Genomic DNA, 20080 nt, shown 5'->3' with positions numbered 1-20080 from the left:
CGCCCCTCCCTGCGGGGGCGACCCTGCACCCCCCGAACCTTCCCCCGGAGCCCGGCTGCCTCGGTACCTGTCCGTACGACCGTGACTCGTCGTCGATTCTTCGATGGCCGCCCGCCCCCGGATTTCCCGTGGGAGTTTGGCCACCGGATTCGCTCAAGGTGCTCTGCCGGTGAATAGCTCCGTGTAAGGGCTCGACCTACCCGAGGTCGGTTCTGAGCCAAAGGGGCGCGTCGAGTTCTCGTGGCCGTCGCGCGGAGATCGTGAGGAACGAGCGATCGAGCACGTCGGACGCGAGAATCTCGACTAGAGCGCCCCGGAGGCGAGGAACCGCAAAAAATACAGGGAGGGTACGTCGTGCGCGAGTTCACGGCACCGCCGCTGCCCGTCGCGCCCCCTGTCGGCGGTCTCGCCGACGCGGTGTTCGCGCGTGCGGAGACGGAACCGGACCGGATCACGCTGGCGCGCAAGGACGACGGGGGTGTCTGGCGGGACGTCAGCGCGGCGCGGTTCCGGGACGAGGTGCTGGCCCTGGCCAAGGGGTTGTTGGCGGACGGGGTCCGGTTCGGCGACCGGGTGGCGCTGTTGTGCCGTACCCGGTACGAGTGGACACTGTTCGACTTCGCGCTGTGGACGCTGGGCGCGCAGTCCGTACCGCTCTATCCGACGTCGGCGCCGGAGCAGGTCCGCTGGATGCTCCAGGAGGCGCAGGTCACGGCCGTTCTGGTGGAGCACGAGGACCATGCCATGACGGTCGGTTCGGTGCTGGACCAGTTGCCTCTCCTCAAGCGGCTCTGGCAGCTCGATTCGGGCGCGGTGGAGCGCCTCGTGGTTTCCGGCGCGAGGGTGGCGGATGAGGTGGTCCACCGTCAGCGGCGGGCGGTCACGCCGGATTCGACAGCGACCGTGATCTACACCTCGGGGTCGCTGGGCCATCCCCGGGGGTGTGTGCTCACCCATGGCCAGCTGATGTTCCAGACCGACACCGTGGCCGCGCGCTGGGGTTCGGTCTTCCGCGCTCCTGCGGGTGAGGAGCCGTCGACGCTGCTCTTTCTGCCGCTGGCGCATGTCTTCGGCCGCATGGTGGAGGTCGCGGCGATTCGCGCCGGGGTCAAGCTGGGTCATCATCCGCTGTTGCGGGCGGGGTCGCTGCTGCCGGATCTGGCCGCGTTCCGGCCGAGTTTCGTGCTGGCTGTTCCGTATGTCTTCGAGAAGCTCTTCGATTCCGCCCGGCGTACGGCGGAGACGGAGGGCAGGGTGGCCTCGTTCGAGAAGGCCGTCGATGTCGCCGTGCGCCACGCCGAGGCCCGGGAGCGCCGTTCGCTCGGTCGGGGCGCGGGCCCTTCGCCGACGCTGCGGGTGCGGCATCAGTTCTTCGAGCGCGCCGTGTACGCCCGCTTGCGCGCCGCTATGGGAGGCAGGCTGCGGTACGCGATGTCCGGTGGCTCCGGCATGGACCGGACGCTGGGGCTCTTCTACGAGGGGGCCGGGATCAGCGTCTATGAGGGGTACGGGCTGACGGAGTCGGCGGCGGCCGCCACGGGCAATCCGCCCGAGCGCACGAAGCAGGGCACGGTCGGCCCGCCGATCCCCGGCACCGCGGTCAGGGTCGCGGACGACGGCGAGGTCTGGCTGCGCGGCCCGCATGTCTTCTCCGGGTATCTCGGTGACCCGGCCCATACGGCCGCCGTGCTCCGGGACGGCTGGCTGGTCACCGGGGATCTCGGTTTTCTCGACGAGGACGGCTATCTGACGATCACCGGTCGCAAGAAGGATGTGCTGGTGACCTCCGGCGGCAAGAGTGTCGCGCCGAACGCGCTGGAGGAGCGGGTACGTTCGCACCCGCTGGTGGCGCAGTGTCTGGTGGTCGGCGACGGGCGCCCGTTCGTGGCGGCGCTGCTGACGCTCGACCAGGAGGCGGTGGAGCACTGGCTGAGAATGCGTGAGCGCGCCCCGCTGCCGCCGGCGGAGGCGGCGCGCGACCCTGAGCTGACGGCGGAGGTCCGCCGTGCGGTGACCGCGGCCAACACGCAGGTCTCCCAGGCGGAGTCGATCCGGACGTTCCGTGTCCTGGACCGTCCGTTCCGGGAGGAGGAGGGGTTGCTGACGCCGTCGCTCAAGCCGCGCAGGGACGCGATCACCCGGGCGTACGCGGTGGAGATCGACGCCTTGTACCGATGACGTGGGGGCGGGGCTCCTGTGGCCTCGTGTCGCGCACACCTCTTGGTCCCGTCCCGGGCATGTCCTGATCTGTGGGCCCCCACTCGCTGTTCCGCCCGGGCTCATCTCCGCCACACTCCGCGTTCCATGGTCGTCGCCTCGGACGCGCTCCCTGGTCTCTCGTACCAAGGCCACTGGTGTCGTGTCTGCCACGCGCCGCCCCCTGGCCACGACGTCGGTCGTGGGATGGTCAACGCGCCACCAAGGCGCCGTGCTCCGGCCGGGAAGCGGGGAAGCCCCCTGTGGGGGGCGCGCGGCGCACTAGGCTGGCCACCGACGTGAGGTCCATCACCACGGGGGAAGCAACACACCATGACCGAGGTACGGGTCGAGACCGCCGCGCCCGCCGCCGCCACGCGGCACGAATCCGCCGTGCCGGAGGTACGCGTCGCGTGTGAGGGGGACGGGGACGGCCGCGCCGACGGGGCGGCGCAGCAGCACCATCCCGCCGTGGAGGCGGCTATCGCGCACGCCCACGAGCTGGCACGGTGTTCGCTCGCGGGGGTCCCGGACGAGGACGGCTGGCGGATCTCCGGGATGGACGTCAGCTTCGGGCTCACCCTCGCGCACCCGGTCGGCGCCGGGGAGTCGTTCGCGGTACGGCTTCGCGTGGAGCGGGACCCGGGCACCCCATGAGCACGGGGGCCAAGGACGGCGGCCACCGGGTCGATCTGTTCCGGTCCCGGCTGCGGCTCGGCGGGGGGTTCCTGGTGACGCGTCGGCATGTGCTGGCGGCGCTGGGTCCCGAGCACGCCAAAGAACACGCGGAACACACCGACCGCCCAGACCGCACCGACCCCGCAGACCGCACCGACCGCACCGACCGCGTGGAACACACCGACCACGCGGAACACACCGACCACGCAGACCGCACCGACCGCACCACACCTCTGACGGTGGTGTTCGCCGACGGCACCCGGGCGGCGGGGTCGCTGCGCCGGCACGACCGGGACACGGGCATGGCGCTGGTGGAGTTCGTGCCTCCGGACACGCTCGCCCAGCCGGTTCCCACCGCGGCGCCCGCCCATGAGGGCCAGCACTGGCGGCCGCTGTGCGGCCTGGAGCACCCCGGGGTCACCACGGCCGGACGGATCGCGGCCGTCTCCGTACGCCGTCGGCCGCCGTACCGGGCCGACGGCGGCGTCACCGTGGAGGCGCTGCGGCTGACGGGCGAGGGGCTGCCCGCGGGGGCGCGTGTGCCCGGTGGACCGGTGGCGGGGTTCGCCCGGGACCGGGAGCCGACCGTCGTGGGGCTGCTGCCGGAGCCCGGTGCGCCGGGAGAAGCACCCCCGGGAGAAGTACCGCCCGGTGGGGAGCCGTTCTACGCGATCAGCGCGCGGGAGGCGCTGGGGCGGTTCGAGGAGTTCGGGGTGGAGCGGCTGACGGCGGAGCTGTGTCTGGAGGGCGGCCCGGAGCCGGAGGCCGTGGCCGGGGCGGAACCGGCCGGGTGCGCCGACCGGGACGTCCCGTCTCCGGGTTCCCCCGCCGGTGGGGACCTCCCCCGGGCGCTGACCGCCCTGGTGACGCTCGCGTCGGCCGTCTTCGACTCCGCGCGGGCCAGCGGCGACCCGGCCCTCATGGAGCACGCGGGCGACAGTGTGGCCATCGCCGCCCAGCGGATCTCCGCGCTCCTCGGCACGCGCCACCCGCTCTCCCTGGCGGCGCTGCGGACCCTGGCGGCGATGGAGTACGAGACGGCGCTCGCCGCCGGTCCGCCGGAGCGGCTGGAGGGGGCGCGTGCCCTGGTCGCGGCGTCCGGCCGCAGGGAGGCGCGTGGAGGGCCCCGGCTACGGCTGCCCGAGCCGGTCGCGCGCCCGGTCTCCCCCGTTTCGGACGCGCGACGGGCCGAACGCTGGCAGCAGCTCCTGGGATCGGTGCTGGTCCGGCGCGGCGCCACGGTGTGGGCGCCGGCGACGGGGGGTCAGCGGGCGTTGCTGGCCGCGCTGATGCTGGCGGGCCGGGTCCAGTCGACGGCCGAGTTGGCGGATGCCCTCTGGGACGGCGAGCCGCCGCCGGGCGCCGCCCGGGAGATCCACGCCCACGCGGCGGCGCTGCGGCGGCTGCTGCCCCCGGACCTGCTCACCACCGCCGCGCCGGACGGTTACGCGCTGCGCCCCGGCCCCGGCGCGGTGCTCGACCTGGACCGGGCGCGTGAACTGTCCGACCGCGCGGGTCGCGCGCTGGCGGACGGGGATCTGACCCGGGCGCGTGAACTGACGGCGCGCGCGCTGGCGCTCGCCGAGGGCGAACCGCTGGCGGACGTGCCCGATCCCTATCTGCGCTCCGCCCGGCGCACCTGGCGCCTGTGGTGGCTGGAGCTGCGGGAACGCCGGATCGAACTCGACCTGCGCGCGGGCGCGTACGCCGAGGTGGTGCCCGAGCTGACGGCCCTCACCGACGCCCACCCCGCGCGGGAACGGCTGCACCGGCAGCTGATGGTGGCCCTGTACCGGACCGGGCGGGCCGACGAGGCCCTCGGTGTCGCGGAGGACTTCGCCCGGTCCGCGGTCCGCGCGGGACGTCCTCCGGTGGCCGGGGTGGCCGCGCTCGCGGCGAGCGTGGCGGACCGGGAGCGGTCCCTGGCCGACCCGGCGGGTCAGCACGCGCCTCCCGGTGCCGTGCCCGCCCTGCTGCCGCCCCCGGTGGCCGACTTCACCGGGCGCGCCGCGCTCCTGGACGAGCTGTGCGAGCGGCTGACGGCGGGGGCCGGAGGGGTGACGGTCGTCTCGGTCGCCGGTGCCGGGAAGACTGCGCTCGCCCTCCAGGTGGCGCACGGGGTCCGCGACCGGTTCCCCGACGGGCTGCTCTATCTGGACTGCCGGGGCTCGGGCGCCGAACCGCTGGACGCGGAGACGGTGCTGCGCGCGCTGCTCACCTCCCTGGGCGTCGCCGCGCTGGAGATCCCCGAGGGGCTCGACCGCCAGGCGCGGCTCTACCGCTCCCTGCTGGAGGGACGGCGCGTCCTGGTCGTCCTGGACGACGCGGGCGGCGATCTGCCGATACCACGGCTGCTCACCGACTTCCCGGGCTGCGCCCATCTCGTCACCCGGCGTGCGGCGTTCGCCGGACCCCGGGGCGTCGCCCCGCTGCGGCTGGGGGTCCTGGACTCCGGTGAGGCGCTGGAGCTGCTGGCCCGGTGCGCGGGGCGGGAGCGGGTGGCGGCGGAGCCGGAAGCCGCCGCCCGGCTGGTCGCGGCCTGCGGGTTCCTGCCGTTCGCGATCCGGGCGACGGGCCGGCTGCTGTCGGAGCGCGCGCACACCCCCCTGGCCACGGTCCTGGAGCGGACGGGCACCTTGCGGAACGCGCCCGCGCCCGCCGCCGCCCTGGAGCCCGCGTACGCGCTCCTGGACGAGGCGGAGGCGCGTGCCTACCGGCTCCTCGGTCTCGTCCACGGGCCCGATCTCTCGGTCCCGGCAGCGATGGCCGTGCTCGGTCGTGAGCGCGCCGAGACGGAGCGGCTGATCGCCTCCCTGGTCGCGGTCTGTCTGCTGGAACCCGTCTCCGCAGGCCGCTACCGCTGTCGTGACCTCGTGCGCGCCCACGCGCGGGCGCGCACGGCGCGCGCCGAGCGCGAGGCGGTCCTCGCCCAGCTGCTCGACTTCCATCTGGCCGCCGCGCGCGACGCCTACGCGGTACTGAGGCCCGGTGACCGTGGCCTGCGCCACTTGGAGGCCGCGCACCACCCTGGTGTCGCGTTCACCTCGCCCGGGCAGGCCCGCGCCTGGCTGGCCCACGAGGCGTCCAGCGTCTTCGCCCTGGTGCAGCAGCTCGTCAACGGGCCCCGGCTACGGCCCTGTGTCGACCTCCTGTGGTGTGTGCGGGAGCTGTACGCCCTCGCCAGCACGGCCAGCGCCCGCGGCTGCGAGGCCGCCGCGCGGCGGGCCCTCGAAGCGGCGAGCACCGCCGGTGATCTCCGGGCCGAGGGCCGGGCCCGGGCCGTGCTCGCCAAGGCGTACATGGTCAGTGGGGCGCTCACCCTCGCCGGTGACCAGGCGGCGCGCGCCCAGCAGCGCGCCCGCGCGGCGAACGACCCCCTGTTGACCGCCTGGACGCCCTATGACCTGGGGATGGTCGCCATCCAGCAGGGACGGCCGCGGGAAGCGCAGCCGCTGCTGCGGGAGGCGCTCACCCGCTTCCGCGCCGACGGCAACGGCTACGGCACCGCGAGGACCCTCAGCGCGCTCGCCCAGGTGCAGACCGCCCTCGGCCGCCCGGACGCGGCGGTCGCCCTCGCCGAGCGCGCCATCGACGCGCTCGGCGACGACACGCCGACGCTGACGCTGGCCGAGTGCCGCTACGCCCTCGGCACGGCGCTGGCGGCCGCCGGGCGCCCCGACGAGGCGTCACGCTGTCTCACCTTGTCGCTGACGACGCCCGCCGATGGCCGTCAGCCGGTACGGGAGGGGCTGGCCCGCTTGCGGCTGGCGGAGCTGCGGCTCGCGGCGGGCGAGGCCGGGGCGGCGGCCGTCGAGGCCGAGCGGGCGCTGGCCGCGCTGCGGGACGGCGGGGACGGGGCGGGGCGGGCGCGGGCGCTGGGGCTGCTGGGGGACGCGCTGGAGGCGGGGGGACGGCGGGGGCGGGCGCGGGCCTGCTGGACCACCGCGCTGGAGCTGTGCGCGCAGTTGCCGCCCGAGGACACCCGCGACCTCCTCCCCCGCCTCCGTACCCGCCCCACCGCCTCCTGACCCCACCGGGCCGCGCCCACCCCGGCGCCCCGGGCCTCCCCTCCCCTGCCGGGCAGGCGTTCCCACCCGCCCAGCCCCGTACCCGGTCCCACCCTGCGACGTAACCCGCGCCCCGGCGTACGGGACCCCGCTGGGGCTGTACGTCGTGTACGTACCCTGTGGGATCGCTCCCGGGTGTGGGCCCGTCCGGCAGGGGCCGGGGCGACACGGCCCGGTGCCCGGGAGGTGGGCTTGTGCCCACCCTCACCAAGCCCCCGGCCGGGGGTGAGCCCCATCGCCCCGGGCGGAACCCGTGCCCGCAAGCGGGGTGGAGCACCGCGCGGGTAAGTGGGCCCGCAGGGGGCGTAGGGGCTGTCAGGAGAGGGTGACGCGGAGGAGGCGGTCGGAGCGGGCGGGCTGGAGGACGCCCGCGTTGCTCGTGGTGAGCCACAGCTGGTCGCGGCCCGGCACCTTCGTCACCGTCCGGAAGCGCCCGTACACGCCTTTGTAGTAGGACTTCGCCACTCCCACTCCCTCCCCTTTCGGCGCCAGCGGTATCTGCCACAGCCGTTCCCCGCGCAGGGACGCCATGTACACCGCGTCGCCGGCGATGGCGATCCCGCTGGGTGAGGCGACCGCGGTCTTCCAGGTCTTCTTCGGGTTGGTCATCCCGGGTGTGGCGCAGCTGCCTTCGCAAACGGGCCAGCCGTAGTTGCGGCCGGGTTTGATGAGGTTGAGCTCGTCGCGGCGGTCCTGGCCGAGTTCGGCGGACCACAGGCGGCCTCTGGCGTCGAAGGCGAGGCCCTGGGGGTTGCGGTGTCCGACGCTGTAGACGAGGGTCCGGAAGGGGTTGCCGGGAGCGGGCTTTCCGGCGGTGGTCATCCGCAGGATCTTGCCGTTGAGGGAGCGGCGGTCCTGGGCGAGGGCGGGTTCGGCGGCGTCGCCGGTGGAGGCGTAGAGGTGGCCGTCGGGGCCGAAGGCGAGCCGTCCGCCGTTGTGGACGACGGCCTTCTTGATGCCGCGTACGAGGGTCTTGTACCCGGTCAGGGTGGTGCCTTTGAGGGTCATGCGGGCGATCCGGTTGCCGTCGGTGGAGCTGTGCATCACGTAGATGTGCTTGTTGGTGGCGTGGCCGGGGTCGACGGCGACGCCCATGAGGCCGCCTTCGCCGCCGTCGCCGACCGTGTGGGGCACGGTGCCGAGCGGGCTCCGGGAGCCGGCGCGGGTGACCTGGTAGACCGTGGCGGAGTCGCGTTCGGTCACGAGGGCCGCCTGGCCGCCGGGGAGCCAGTCGATGCCCCAGGGCACCGTCCATCCGCTGGAGATCGAGGTGATGCGGGTCGGTGTCCCGAAGGCTCCGCCGCTGTCAGCCGTGGCGGCGGAGGCGGGTGGGACGAGCGTGGCGGCCAGCGCCGCCGCGCTCGCCGCCACGACCGTGACCGTGCGTGTGGTGCCGTGATGCATAGGTGTTCCTCTGTGGGAAGGTGATCGTGCTATCCCACCTCTAGATGGTCGAGATTGGGTGCGCCGTTCCCTGTGGTCGCCGTCGTCCGGATGGTGTTGGTGCCCGCGGTGAGCGGAACGGTCAGGGTGACATCGGTCCAGCCGGTCCACGCCCCGGTGGGCCCGAACGACCGGCCCGCCGCCACCACACTCCCGTTGACGGACACATCCATCGGCCGGTCCGCCGTGGTCCCGTTGGCATAACGGAAGGTCAGCGTCGCCGTCCGGGCCACAGGCGACGCCACACTCCACTCCACATACGCCCCAGCCGCATTGGGCGTGTTCACAAAACCCGTCCCACTGAAACCACCGTGGTTGGAGTCGACCGTGGACCCGGCGGTGTACCGCGCGCCCTCCGCCTCATACCGTACGGATCCACCCGAGCCGGGGGTGACCCGGATCAGCCGGGTCTCGCCCGGGCGGAGGGTGGCGCTGAAGCCGGTGGCGGACTGGCCCGCGCTCTGGCCCGACCAGAGGTCGGTGAGGGTGGCGGGGCCGGTGAGACCGATCTGGGACCAGGTGACGCTCACGGTCTGGTTGCCGGAGGTGCCGGTGTTGAAGAGGGCGACGATGTGGTCACCGCCGGGCTGGCGTTTGGCCCAGACCTGGCGGGGGGTGGCGTCGACGATCCTGCGGGCGGCGACACCGTCCTGGTTGACGGCGATGAGCCGGTCGTTGGCGAGCATCGCCGTGTCGGTGGCGGTGAGCGCGGTCAGATCGGTGCCGATCAGCAGCGGGGAGGCGGCCATCGCCCACAGGGTGAGGTGGGAGCGGCGCTGGTCGGCGGTGAGGCCGACCTGGTCGCCGTTGCCGATCTGGAGGGAGTCCAGGTCGTTCCAGCCGCCGGGGCCCGCGTAGGGCTGCCAGGCGGAGGCGGAGCCGAACCGGGAGGTGATCTTGGCCCAGCTGGTCAGGGGGAAGCCGCTGCCGTTGGAGCCGGGGCCGCAGTAGCACTCGACATCGCCCTGGGTGCGCCAGCTGTTGGCGAGCTGGCGCCAGGTGGGGGCGTCGGCGATGTTGAGGTTGTTGGAGAGGGCGTAGGTGATGGGGCGGCCCGAGGCGCGCAGGGCCTTGTCCCAGGCGCGTACGTCGGGGATGTCATGGCTGCCGACCCCGTCGATCTTGAGGTAGTCGACGCCCCAGTCGGCGAACTGCCGGGCCCAGGAGTTCACGAACTCCTGCGCGCCGGGCTTGCTGTAGTCGAGGTAGTACATGTTCTTGCAGTTGTAGTTCTTCTCCTGCCGGGTGGTGTCCGCGATGTCACGGGCCCGGTAGGGGGTGCCTTCGACGGGCGTGTTCTGGGTGACCGCGTTCTTGGCGATGCCGGGGGTGACGTAGAAGCCGAACTTCAGCCCCTTGGCGTGGATGTAGTCGGCCAGGGCCTTGATCCCGGAGGGGAACGTGGCCTGGTCGACCGCCCAGCGGCCGTACTGGTCGACCACGAAGCCGTTGGCGTCGCACTTCTGGTAGAAGTCGTCGAGGTTGACATAGACATAGCCGTGGTCCTTGAGACCACTGCTGACCAGGGCGTCGGCCTGTGCCTTGATCTTGGCCTCGGTGGGCCAGCGGCGGACGAAGCTCCAGCTCGACCAGCCCATGGCGGGCCGGAGGGCGAGTCCGTTGTCCGAGGCGGCGGCGGGCTGGGGGGAGCCGACCTGGGCGGCCAGGATCAGAGGCAGGGCGAGCAGGGTGGCGAGGGCGGTGTGGCCCATGGTTCTGAGCGGTCTCATGGCGAGGTCTCCACATCGAGCCGGTCGAGGTTGGGGGCTCCGTTCGCGCTGGTGGCGGTGGTGCGGATGGTGTTGGTGCCCGCGGTGAGCGGGACGGTCAGGGTGGCATCGGTCCAGCCGGTCCACGCCCCGGTGGGCCCGAACGACCGGCCCGCCGCCACCACACTCCCGTTGACGGACACATCCATCGGCCGGTCCACCGTGGTCCCGTTGGCATAACGGAAGGTCAGCGTCGCCGTCCGCGCCGCGGGCGACGCCACACTCCACTCCACATACGCCCCCGTGGCGTTGGGCGTGTTGACGAAGCCCGTCCCACTGAAACCACCGTGGTTGGAGTCGACCGTGGACCCGGCCGTGTACCGCGCGCCCTCCGCCTCGTACCGCTCGGGTGCGGGTCCTGGGCCGGTGCCGCCGCCCGCGTAGGCGGTGCCGATCCAGGACTCGTCGATCCTCAGCCGCTTGGCGCGGGTGGAGTCGCTGGTGGCGGCATGGGTGGAGAGGACCTCCAGCCGGAGATGGCGGGTGGAGAGGGCAGCGAGGTCAATGGTCGCGACCCCGCGTCGGCTGGGCAGGGTGCCGGTCTTCACCGGGCTGCCCCAGGAGCTGCCGTCGGCGCTGACGTAGACGCGGTAGTCCTTGATCCGCGCGGACTGTTCGGTGGCGGAGCGGGCGTAGCTGACGGAGTCCTCGCGCTGGTTGAGGCCGAGATAGCGCACGGGCCGGGTGGAGCCCAGATCGAAGCGGAGGGAGACAGGGGTGGTCTTGTCGCTGTCCCAGTAGGTCCGGTAGTCGCCGTCGGCGGCGGCCGTCGGGCCATGGCCGCTGGTGGACGCGGAGGCGCTCATGGTGTAGGCGGAGGGCGGCAGGATGCCCTCGCGGCCGCCGGTGACGACCTTGAGGACGGTGTCGTAGGGGTCCCAGTCGCCCAGGCCGGTGAGGGTGAGGGTGCCATCGCGCTGGCTGTGGGCGACGGGGGCGCCGGTACGGAGGTTGGTCACGGCCGTGACCCGGTAGCCGTTGTCGCGCAGCCGCAGCGTGGAGGTGGACGGCGGGGTGATCACATGGATGTAGTGCCGGTCGGGGTCGGCGCGGCTGATGGTGGTGACCCCGTGGGCGCCGTCGTTCCAGAACCCGGGGGTGAGGCCGCCATACATATAGCCACCGCCCTCGGTGCCGTCGAGGGACTCCCAGATCGGGCGGAGATAGCCCTCGGCGAAGGTGTTGAAGGAGGCTTGGTTACTGGGGAAGACCCCGTTGACCTGGGCGGTCTCGGCCATGAGGGCCTTGACCGAGGACCCGGCGTTGGTGATCAGCCGGCCGAGGGTGAGCTTGCGGTCGACGGCGGGGTCGGAGCCGTCGTACCACCAGGCGCCGGTGGAGGGGAGTTTGAAGTCGGCCTCGATCAGCCGGGGGGCGGCGGTGTAGACGGCCTGGGGGTAGTCGTAGGCGGGCGACATCCCGGTCTTCTGCTCATTGCTGATCATGTCCATGATCGGGGTGTCTTCGTTGTTGTTGCTGATCGTGTAGTGGGGGCGGCGCTGGTAGATCTTGGCGTAGAGGTCGTTCCGCTCCCAGTACGCGTTGTCGTTGTCGATCCAGAAGCCCGCCAGCTCCGGGTAGCGGTCCATGACCTCGAAGAAGAGGTCATAGGAGTACTCGCCGAAGCCGTCCCGGGTGTGGAGGTCGACCCGGCGGCCCTTGTGGGCGGAGTAGGCGGCGGAGTCGAGCCACTCATGGCCGCCCTCCGCGTGCCACTGGGGGTCGTCGGTCATATAGAGGATCGTGCGCAGCCCCTTGGCCTTGGCCGCCGCGATCAGCTCACCGGTGAAGTCCCGCCGGGTGGCGCAGCTCCCCGGGATCTTCGACGGCCAGGGGCGGGCGTATCCCAGCCGGGAGTGGAAGGTGGCGAGGACGAGGTACTGGGCGTGGAGCTTCTGGGCCTCACGCACCCAGTAGTCGGCGTTCCAGCCACCGCTGGTGACGGCGTTCTCCCAGGCGGTGCAGCTGGTGTGGGCGGGTGCGGTGCGCTGGCCCCAGTGGAGGAAGAGTCCGGCGACGGACTCGCGCAGCGGGGTCTGGCGTGGGTGTTCGACTTCGGCGTGGGCGGGGCCCGGAAGGGTGAGCGCGCCGAGGAGCAGCGCGCCCACCGTGATCAGACGCGCCCAGGGGCGACGTCTCATGCGGGTCCGTCCAGATAGTCGAGGTTGGGCGCGCCCTCGGCGCCGGTGGCGGTGGCGCGGACCGTGTTGGCCCCGGCCAGCAGCGCGGCGGGGACGGCGACGGTGCGCCAGCTGGTCCAGGCCCCGGTGGCGGGGAAGGGGACGGCGGTGGCGACGGTGGTCCCGTTGACGGAGATGTCCAGGGGGCGGTCGGTGGTGGTGCCGTTGGCGTAGCCGACGGCCAGGGTGGCGCTGCCCGCCGTGGTGGCGTTCACGGTCCACTCCACATAGGACCCGGCGGCGTTGGGGGTGTTGACGAAGCCGGTGCCGCTGTAGCCGGTGTGGTTGGAGTCGATGGTGGACCCGGCGGTGTAGCGGGCGCCCTCCGCCTCGTACCGCTGGGGCAGGGGTCCGGTGGGTTCGCAGTTCTGGGTGGAGCCGGTCTGGCTGATCCGCAGGGCGCCGCCGCCGGTGTTGGCGCTGTTGCTGGCGCAGTAGCCGGTGACGCTCTGGAAGAGGAGGTCGGAGGGGCTGCTGGAGCCGCGCTGGGCGGTGAAGCGGTCGAGGCGGATGCCGGTGCTGTTGTTGGCGATGATCGCGGGCCGTCCGTCGTTGGCGGCGAAGCGGACCTCGCTGTCGGTGAAGCGGAGGTTGTCGGCGCCCCGGATGTACCAGCCGAAGGCGGGCCGGGTGCCGATGGAGTTGGGGTTGTAGTTGGTGGGCTGGTTGCTGGGCGGGCTGGTGGACAGGGTGCCGCTGCCGCCGGGGACGGTGAGGTCGACATTGGTGAAGGTGATGTCCCTGACCCGGCTGGTGCCGGACTCGCCCCAGATGGTGGGCGAGTAGGAGGCGTTCTTCCCGGTGCCCTTGATGTTGGTGTAGGTGATGCCGCTGATGGAGCCCACGCCGGGGTTGTTGCCGCAGCGCTTGCGGCTGCCGACCTTCAGCATGATCGGGGAGCGGACCTCGGTCATGGTGATGTCCTTGTAGTGGACGTCGGAGATCCGGGAACCGTCCATGGAGACCATGCCGAGGCCGGACTTGTCCGAGCCCTTGATGGTGATGCGTTCGAAGCGGTAGTTGGTGAAGTCACCGCAGGTCTCGGAGCCGAACATCAGCGCGTTGCAGCAGCCCGCGGAGAGATAGGAGTCGCTGACGGTGACGTTGCCGTTGGTGAGCTTGGCGCCGAGGGCGTAGTCGCTCTTGAAGGCGAGGGCGTCGTCGTTGGCCTCGAAGCGGGCGTTGGTGATCCGGACGTTGGTGGTGTTGATGACGTTCCAGCCGTCGCGGTCCATGGCGGTGTCGATGACCAGCCGGTCGGAGACGACGTTGTCGCAGTCGTTGATGAGGGCGGCGAAGTGGCCGCCCTCGCGCAGGGTGATCCCCGACAGGGTCAGATTGGTGCAGCGGGTCAGCGAGATGATCTTGTCGGCCTCGCCCGGCTTCGGGTTGCCGGTGATCAGGGCGCCGTCGCCGTCGATGACCCCGGCGCCGGTGAAGCCGATGTCGGTGAGCCGGTCACCGTAGATCATCGCGTTGTGGAAGTGGCTGTGCCCGTAGTCCTGGTAGTCGTCCCACGGGTTGGTCTCGGGTGGGTCGTAGGTGTCGGCGGCGTTGCCGCTGAGGGTGGCGCCCGCGTCCAGGTGGAGCGTCACATGGCTCTTGAGATGGATCGTGTTCTTGGACTCGTAGGTGCCGGGGGTGAAGCGCACGATCCCGCCCCCGGCGCCGTTGGCCGCCGTGATGGCCCGGTTGATGGCGCCGGTGTCGTTGGTGGAGCCGTTGCCGACGGCACCGTAGTCACGGACGTTGAACTCGGCGGCGCGCGGCGGCGGCACGGTGACATGGTCACCGCCGCGGAGCGGGACGACCGTGCTCACGGCGGGGGCCGGGGCGGCGGAGGCGGCCCCGGTCACCGGTGCCGACGCGGCGGCGGTGGCGGGGAGCTGGGCGAGGCCGAGGGCCACGGCCAGCCCCAGTAACGCGGTCGCGGCGCTTGTACGGGCGCTCTTCATCGTCGTCCTCCTCAGACGATCAGGCGGTCAGACGAGCTGGTAGGCGCGCATTTGGGAGAGGAGCAGGTGACAGTTCTGGAGCGAGCCGGAGCTGTCGCCGAGCGAGCGGTAGATGCCCCACTTGGGGCGCACCCGGTCGGCGAGGAAGGTGTCGACGCCGCTGCGGCTCCTGTCGATGATCGTCGTGCCACCGCTGGAGAGGATCCACCGCACCGAGCCCGCCGAGCCGTCGGCGATCTTCATCTGGAAGTCCACATCGGTCCACTTGTTGTGCAGCGGCTCCAGATCGGTGCTGCCGACGGTGATGTTCTGCTCGAACAGCTTCAGCTCGATGGTCTGCCGCCCGCCGGAGCGCCGCAGCGACTGCACCACGATGGGCCCGGTCCCCTGGCCCGGCTGCTTCATCTGCATGATGTGGGTGAAGGTCGTGGTCGCCTTCAGCGAGCTGGGGATGAACATGGAGTAGGTGATCCGCCAGGTCTCCCCCTTCTTCCACTGGAGGAAGGAGTTGCCGTCGCGGCAGCCGGTGACCTCATGGCGCTGGCGGTCGGTGCTGGTGTCGCGGTCGACGGTGTGCATGGTGAAGCGGAAGGTGTCGCCCTCGGCGAGGATGTGGGGCGCGGCGGCGGGGTGGGAGTCGGCGCGGTCGTCCTCCAGTGTCTCGAAGGCCCGCAGCTTGTCCACGCTGGCCGAGGGCGACCAGCGCAGCTGCCAGGCGGCGGCGCTCCCGGGCGTGCCCTGGGCGTTCGCGGCGGTGGCGAGCCCCGGGATCCCCGCGGCGACGGCCCCGCCGATGGCGGCTCCGAGGACGGCGCGGCGTGAGGTGCTCATGGGTTCTTACCTCCGGGTGAGTTGCTCGTTCATGATCAGGAAGGCGCCGAGACCGTGGAAGTCGTTGGTCTCGCGGGCGCGCTGGATGTAGTAGGCGTAGGAGCCCACATTGGTGCCGACCGAGATGTCGGCGAGCTGGGTGCGGCCGTCCCCGCCGAGGGAGATCTTCGCGAGGACGCCTTGGTGGCCACGGTCGGCGACGCGCTGGAAGCGGGGGTCCACATATCCCTGGCGGACCGAGCGGTCCAGGGCGTAGGTGAACATGCTGGAGCAGGAAGTCTCGGTCCAGTTGCCGCTCTGGGACGCCTTGTCCACCACCTGGAACCAGCGTCCCGTGGCCGGGTCCTGGTAGCGCTCGATGCCCGTCGCGAGGCCGCGCAGGATGGTCAGCAGCGCCTCCCGCCGGGGGTGGGTGGCGGGCACCGCGTCCAGGACGTTGACGAGCGCCATCGCGTACCAGCCGATCGCCCGGCACCAGTGCTCGGGCGCGAGCCCGGTGCCCGGGGCGGCCCACGCGGACGCGCCGGACTCGTCCCAGGCGTGCCGCAGCAGCCCGTTCGCGGTCTGGAGCCGTCCGCCGTAGACCGCGAGCTGCCGGGTGGCCTCGTCGGCCGCGTACGCCATGTCGCCGAACTGCCGTCCGTACTCGACCAGGAAGGGGTTGACCATATAGACCCCGTCGGCCCAGAGCTGGTGGTGACGGCTGGTGGAGGTGGAGTGCCAGAAGCCGCCCTCACGGGTGCGGGGGTAGCTGGTCAGCCGGTCGCGGATCTTCCGGGCGGCCTTCTGGTACCGGGCCTGCCCGGTCTCCCGGTGCAGGATGGTCAGCAGCCGCCCGGCCTGCATGCTGTCGAGGTTGCCGAAGTCCTGCGCCATGGTGCCGTCGGGGCGTACGAAGCGGTCGGCGTAGGCGCGGAGGTACGCGAGGAGCCGGACGTCCCCGGTCCGCTGGTACACCAGGTACTGACCGTAGAGGTAGAGCCCCACCGGATAGGACCAGCCGCCGATGGCGGACGGGGTGTGGCGGGCCATGGTGGACTCGACCACCGCCAGCGACCAGTCGGTGGTGCCGCTCGGCGCGCCGACGGTGAGGGAGTCCAGATTGGGCCCGCCGAGCGCCCCGGCCGAGGTGGCCCGGACCGTGTTGACGCCCGCCGCCAGGGTCGCGGTGACGCCCTGGGTGCGCCAGTCGGTCCAGCCGCGGGTGGGGCCGAAGGCCAGGTCGTCGGCGACGGTCACGCCGTTCACGGTGATGTCCAGCGGGCGTGCGGCGGCGGTCCCGTTGGCGTAGCGCAGCGTGAGCGGGACCGGCCCGGCGTTCTCGGCGGTGACCTGGAACTCGACATGGCCGCCGGGCACGTTGTCGTAGTTGACGAACCCCCGGCCGGTGAACCCGGCGTGGTTGCGCTCCACCGCCCCCTGGCTGATGGTGGCGTCCTCCGCCTCGTACCGTACGGAGGCGGGGGCGGCGGAGGCGGGAGCGGCGAAGGCGGGAGCGGCGAAGGCGGGAGCGGCGACGGGTGGCGCGGTGAGCACACCGCCCGTGAGCACGGCGGCGAGCAGCAAGACGGCCGGGCGCCTCATGATCCCTCCGTACGGTAGGTGTACGCGTCGGCGGCGGGTGCGGCGGTGGGCGTACGGTCCACCAGCGCCCGTACGAGCGCGTGGTCGGGCGAACGGGAGCAGACGGGGTCGGTGCGGGCGGCGTCCCCGGTCAGGGCGTACGCCTGGCAGCGGCAGCCGCCGAAGTCCACGGTCCGCAGCTCACAGCTCCGGCAGGTGTCACTCATCCAGCTCTCGCCCCGGTAGCGGGCGAAGGCGGGCGAGGAGTACCAGATCCACTCCAGCGGATGGTCGGTGATCCGGGGCGCGTGGAGTCCGGGCAGCGCGGCGGCGGCCGGGCAGGGGTAGACCGTCCCATCGGGGGCGACGGTCAGCGACACCGCGCCCCAGCCGCCCATACAGGGTTTGGCGACGCCGTCGACATAGTCGGGAACCACCCACACCAGTTCCATCCGCCCCGTGAGCCGGGGCCGCCACTGCTCGACGCGCTCGCGCGCGGCGGCGATCTGGGCGCGGCCGGGCAGCAGCGCGTCACGGTTGCGCAGGGCCCAGCCGTAGAACTGGGTGTTGGCCAGTTCGATACGGTCGGCGCCCCAGGCCAGACCCAGTTCGATCAGCGCGTCGAGCGCGTCGAGGTTGGCGCGGTGCAGGACGACATTGAGCCCGAGCGGCAGCCCGGCCCGCCGCACCAGCGCGGCGGCGCGCTCCTTCGCGGCGAAGGAACGGGCCCCGGCGATGAGTTCGGAGGCGCTGGGGTCGGCGTGCTGGACGGAGAGCTGGACGCTGCGCAGCCCGGCGTCCACGAGGGTGTCGAGCCGGCGTTCGCCCAGTCCGACCCCACTGGTGACGAGTTGGGTGTGGATGCCCACGCCGTCGGCGGCGGCGACGATCTCCGTCAGATCGCGCCGGAGCAGGGGTTCGCCCCCGGAGAGATGGCTCTGGATGACGCCCAGGTCAGCGGCCTGACGAAAGACGTCCGCCCACTGTTCCGTACAGAGCTCGTCTGACCGACTGGTCAGTTCGACGGGGTTGGAGCAGTAGGCGCAGCGGAGCGGACAGCCATGGCTCAGCTCGGCCAGCAGCGCCCAGGGCGGCGCGGGGGAGGGAGCGGGCGAGGCAGCAGGCGCGGAGGAACGGGCAGGCGCGGGCGAACGGGCAGGCGCGGGCGAACGGGCAGGCGCGGAGGAGGGAGCAGGCGCGGAGGAGTGGGCGGGCGCCGGGGAGGTCATGACAGCCAGCCCTCCTCGCGCAGCTTCCCGAGGAAGGCGGGCACCTCGTCGGCGACGGGCGCGCCGGGGTGGCTCCCGCTCAGCTCGTCGACGATGGCCCGGACATCGCGCTCCCCGTCGACAAGCCGCAGGATCGAGCCCGCGTCACCGCGGAGCACCACCACGCGCTCGGGCAGCACCAGCAGGTCGAGCCCGCGGACCCGGTCCCGGCGGAAGACCACCGCCCGGGCGAGCGCGGGCCGCCAGGAGAGCCCGGTGGCGGATCCGGGCCGGGTCGGGGCGCCATCGCCGCCGACCGGATCGGTGGCAGGAGTCGGGCGCGCCCCGCCGCCGGACCGCGCCCGGCTCCCCCCGGACCGTACGCCTCCGCCTCCCGGGCGTGCCGCGCCACCGCCGGAGCGCGCGGCCGCGGCACCACCGGGCCGCACCCCACCGCCACCGGCGGGCACCGGCCCCCCGGCGCCCATCGGCCGACCGCTCCCGGCGCCCTTGGGCGCGTCCCCGGCGCTCACCGCCCCTCCCCCGCCGCGTCGACCGCGTCCAGCAGCGACCAGAGCACCTCGCACTTGAAGCGGAGCGCGGCGACCGCGGCCTCCTGCTCCCGCCGCGTGACGGCCCGGCGCAGCACGAGCGCCAGCGCCTCCTGACTGTCGCGCGAGCCCTGGCCCACCCGGTCGCGGAAGTAGGTCAGCCCATCGGCCTCGATCCACGGGTAGTGCCGTTCGAACGCCGCGATCCGGGTCCGCATGAGGGTGGGGGCCGCCAGTTCGGTCAGCGAGGCAGCGACGGCCTCCAGCGCCGGGCGCAGCCGGCAGAAGTTGACATAGCCGTCGACCGCGAGCCGCACTCCCGGCAGCACCTCGGCCCCGGCGAGCAGCCGGGCGCGCTCCACCCCGGCGGCCTCGCCGAGCCGGAGCCAGCGTTCGATGCCGCCCTCGCCCGGCGCGTCACCGTCGTGGTCGCGGATCCGCCGCAGCCAGGACCGCCGCGACTCGCTGTCGTCGAACTTGGCGAGGATCAGCGCGTCCTTGACGGGGATATGGCGCTGGTAGTGGAACCGGTTGACGATCCATCGGCGCAGTTCGGCGGGGGTGAGGCCGCCGTCGTGCATCCGCTGGTTGAAGGGGTGCCGGTCGTGGTAGCGCTCGGCGGGCACGGCGCGCAGCGCGGTGGTGAACTCCTCCGGGCTCAGCGGCGCGGCGGTACTCGCGGTGTCAGCGGCGCTGACGGTGTCCGCGGTACTCGTGGTGCCTGCCGGGTCCGCGGTACTCGCGGTGTCCGCCCGGGGCGGGACGAGGGTGCTCACAGCTCGATCACCATTCGGTCGGTGGCGACTTCGAGGCCCCGGTCCGCGAGCAGCCGGTGCTCGGGCGCGTCGGGGTCCCCGAGAGGGTTGGTGTTGTTGAGATGGGTGTAGAGACAGCGCGCGCCGAGTGCGGCGAGCCGGTAGGCGGTGCCGTCGGGCCCGGCGATCGGCAGATGCCCCATCGCGGTGGCGGTCCTGGTGGAGAAGCCCGCCCGTACGGGTTCGTCGTCATCCCAGAACGTGCCGTCGACGAGGACGCAGTCGGCCTCTTCGGCGGCGCGCTGGAAGGTGTCGCTCCAGCGGGCGAGGGCGGGCGCGTAGAGGAGGGAGCGCCCGCTGAGGGTCGAGCGCAGCCACAGGGCGGTGACCCAGGGGTCGTCCTCGGGCGCCCGTACCGCTCCGGTGGTCCTCCCGTCGGGCTCGCCCACGGCGTATCGGGGCCGTTTGGCCGAAACCGGTAGCGCGGCCATCTCGATCGTGCCGTCCTCGTCCAGCGGTACGGGGTCGGGGCCGGTCTCCCGCCAGTCGATCCGGGTGTAGGGGGCGAGGGTCTCACCGAGCCGCAGCCGGTGCAGCAGGGCGTCGCGCACCGGCCGGGTGGCGAGCACCTCGAAGCCGTCGGCTTCGCGCAGCCGGGCGATACCGAGGGTGTGGTCGAGTTCGGCGTCGGTGAGGATCACCCCGGCGACGGGGGTCCGGCGCGGGGCGGGGCCGGGCCAGAGCGCGGGGGTGTCCTCGATCTGGTCGCCGATGTCGGGGGTGGCGTTCACGAGGTACCAGCGGCCCTCGTCCACCCGGACGGCGAGGGAGGCGTGGCGTCGGCGCCGGCGCGGATGCGCGCGTGCCCCGGCACAGCCGGGACA

The 20080-nt window shown here is 72.8% G+C and carries 13 protein-coding genes; 3 read left to right on the top strand and 10 right to left on the bottom strand.

The window, feature by feature from the left end; translation table 11 throughout:
- The first annotated feature begins 354 nt into the window (after positions 1-354).
- From ACFVIM_RS02925 to ACFVIM_RS02915, 3 genes are all read left to right on the top strand, one after another.
- Positions 355-2178: an AMP-dependent synthetase/ligase gene (locus ACFVIM_RS02925; protein WP_384297612.1), complete on the top strand. Its 1824-nt coding sequence runs from the start codon at positions 355-357 to the stop codon at positions 2176-2178.
- A gap of 351 nt (positions 2179-2529) precedes the next feature.
- Entirely contained in the window at positions 2530-2853 is a 324-nt protein-coding gene (locus ACFVIM_RS02920; protein WP_384297610.1) for a hypothetical protein, read from the top strand.
- Positions 2850-6902: a BTAD domain-containing putative transcriptional regulator gene (locus tag ACFVIM_RS02915; protein ID WP_384297609.1), complete on the top strand. Its 4053-nt coding sequence runs from the start codon at positions 2850-2852 to the stop codon at positions 6900-6902. Before ACFVIM_RS02920 ends, ACFVIM_RS02915 begins: the two co-directional genes overlap by 4 nt.
- Before the next feature lie 354 nt (positions 6903-7256).
- Here the strand turns inward: ACFVIM_RS02915 and ACFVIM_RS02910 are convergent, their stop codons facing one another.
- The 10 genes from ACFVIM_RS02910 to pqqB form a co-directional block, all read right to left on the bottom strand.
- Complete coding sequence (locus tag ACFVIM_RS02910; protein ID WP_384297608.1) at positions 7257-8345, bottom strand: PQQ-dependent sugar dehydrogenase; 1089 nt, start codon at positions 8343-8345, stop codon at positions 7257-7259.
- Positions 8346-8374: 29 nt separating this feature from the next.
- Entirely contained in the window at positions 8375-10114 is a 1740-nt protein-coding gene (locus ACFVIM_RS02905) for a carbohydrate-binding protein (RefSeq protein ID WP_384297607.1), read from the bottom strand.
- Positions 10111-12294, bottom strand: coding sequence for a discoidin domain-containing protein (locus ACFVIM_RS02900; RefSeq protein WP_384297605.1), 2184 nt, complete (start codon positions 12292-12294; stop codon positions 10111-10113). The genes ACFVIM_RS02905 and ACFVIM_RS02900 overlap by 4 nt, the downstream gene beginning before the upstream one ends.
- On the bottom strand, positions 12291-14288 hold the full coding sequence (locus ACFVIM_RS02895) for a glycosyl hydrolase family 28 protein (RefSeq protein ID WP_384297604.1): 1998 nt from the start codon (positions 14286-14288) through the stop codon (positions 12291-12293). Before ACFVIM_RS02895 ends, ACFVIM_RS02900 begins: the two co-directional genes overlap by 4 nt.
- Positions 14289-14315: 27 nt before the next feature.
- Positions 14316-15119: a Tat pathway signal sequence domain protein gene (locus tag ACFVIM_RS02890; RefSeq protein ID WP_384297603.1), complete on the bottom strand. Its 804-nt coding sequence runs from the start codon at positions 15117-15119 to the stop codon at positions 14316-14318.
- Positions 15120-15125: 6 nt separating this feature from the next.
- Complete coding sequence (locus ACFVIM_RS02885; protein WP_384297601.1) at positions 15126-16703, bottom strand: glycoside hydrolase family 88 protein; 1578 nt, start codon at positions 16701-16703, stop codon at positions 15126-15128.
- The gene (pqqE, locus tag ACFVIM_RS02880; RefSeq protein WP_384297600.1) at positions 16700-17911 is read right to left on the bottom strand and encodes a pyrroloquinoline quinone biosynthesis protein PqqE; all 1212 of its coding nucleotides are present in this window, start codon (positions 17909-17911) and stop codon (positions 16700-16702) included. The genes ACFVIM_RS02885 and pqqE overlap by 4 nt, the downstream gene beginning before the upstream one ends.
- Positions 17908-18423, bottom strand: a complete 516-nt coding sequence (gene pqqD, locus ACFVIM_RS02875; protein WP_384297599.1) for a pyrroloquinoline quinone biosynthesis peptide chaperone PqqD — start codon at positions 18421-18423, stop codon at positions 17908-17910. Before pqqD ends, pqqE begins: the two co-directional genes overlap by 4 nt.
- A complete protein-coding gene (pqqC, locus tag ACFVIM_RS02870) occupies positions 18420-19103 on the bottom strand; it encodes a pyrroloquinoline-quinone synthase PqqC (RefSeq protein WP_384297652.1) in 684 nt (227 codons plus the stop codon). The genes pqqD and pqqC overlap by 4 nt, the downstream gene beginning before the upstream one ends.
- A 110-nt stretch (positions 19104-19213) precedes the next feature.
- A partial coding sequence (gene pqqB / locus ACFVIM_RS02865; protein ID WP_384297597.1) for a pyrroloquinoline quinone biosynthesis protein PqqB occupies positions 19214-20080 on the bottom strand: 867 nt, incomplete at its 5' end.

The organism is Streptomyces sp. NPDC057638 (genome assembly GCF_042800315.1).
In the GTDB taxonomy this organism is placed as follows: domain Bacteria; phylum Actinomycetota; class Actinomycetes; order Streptomycetales; family Streptomycetaceae; genus Streptomyces.
Note: the sequence above shows the minus strand (reverse complement) of the source record. Positions and strands in the feature narration are given on the sequence as shown.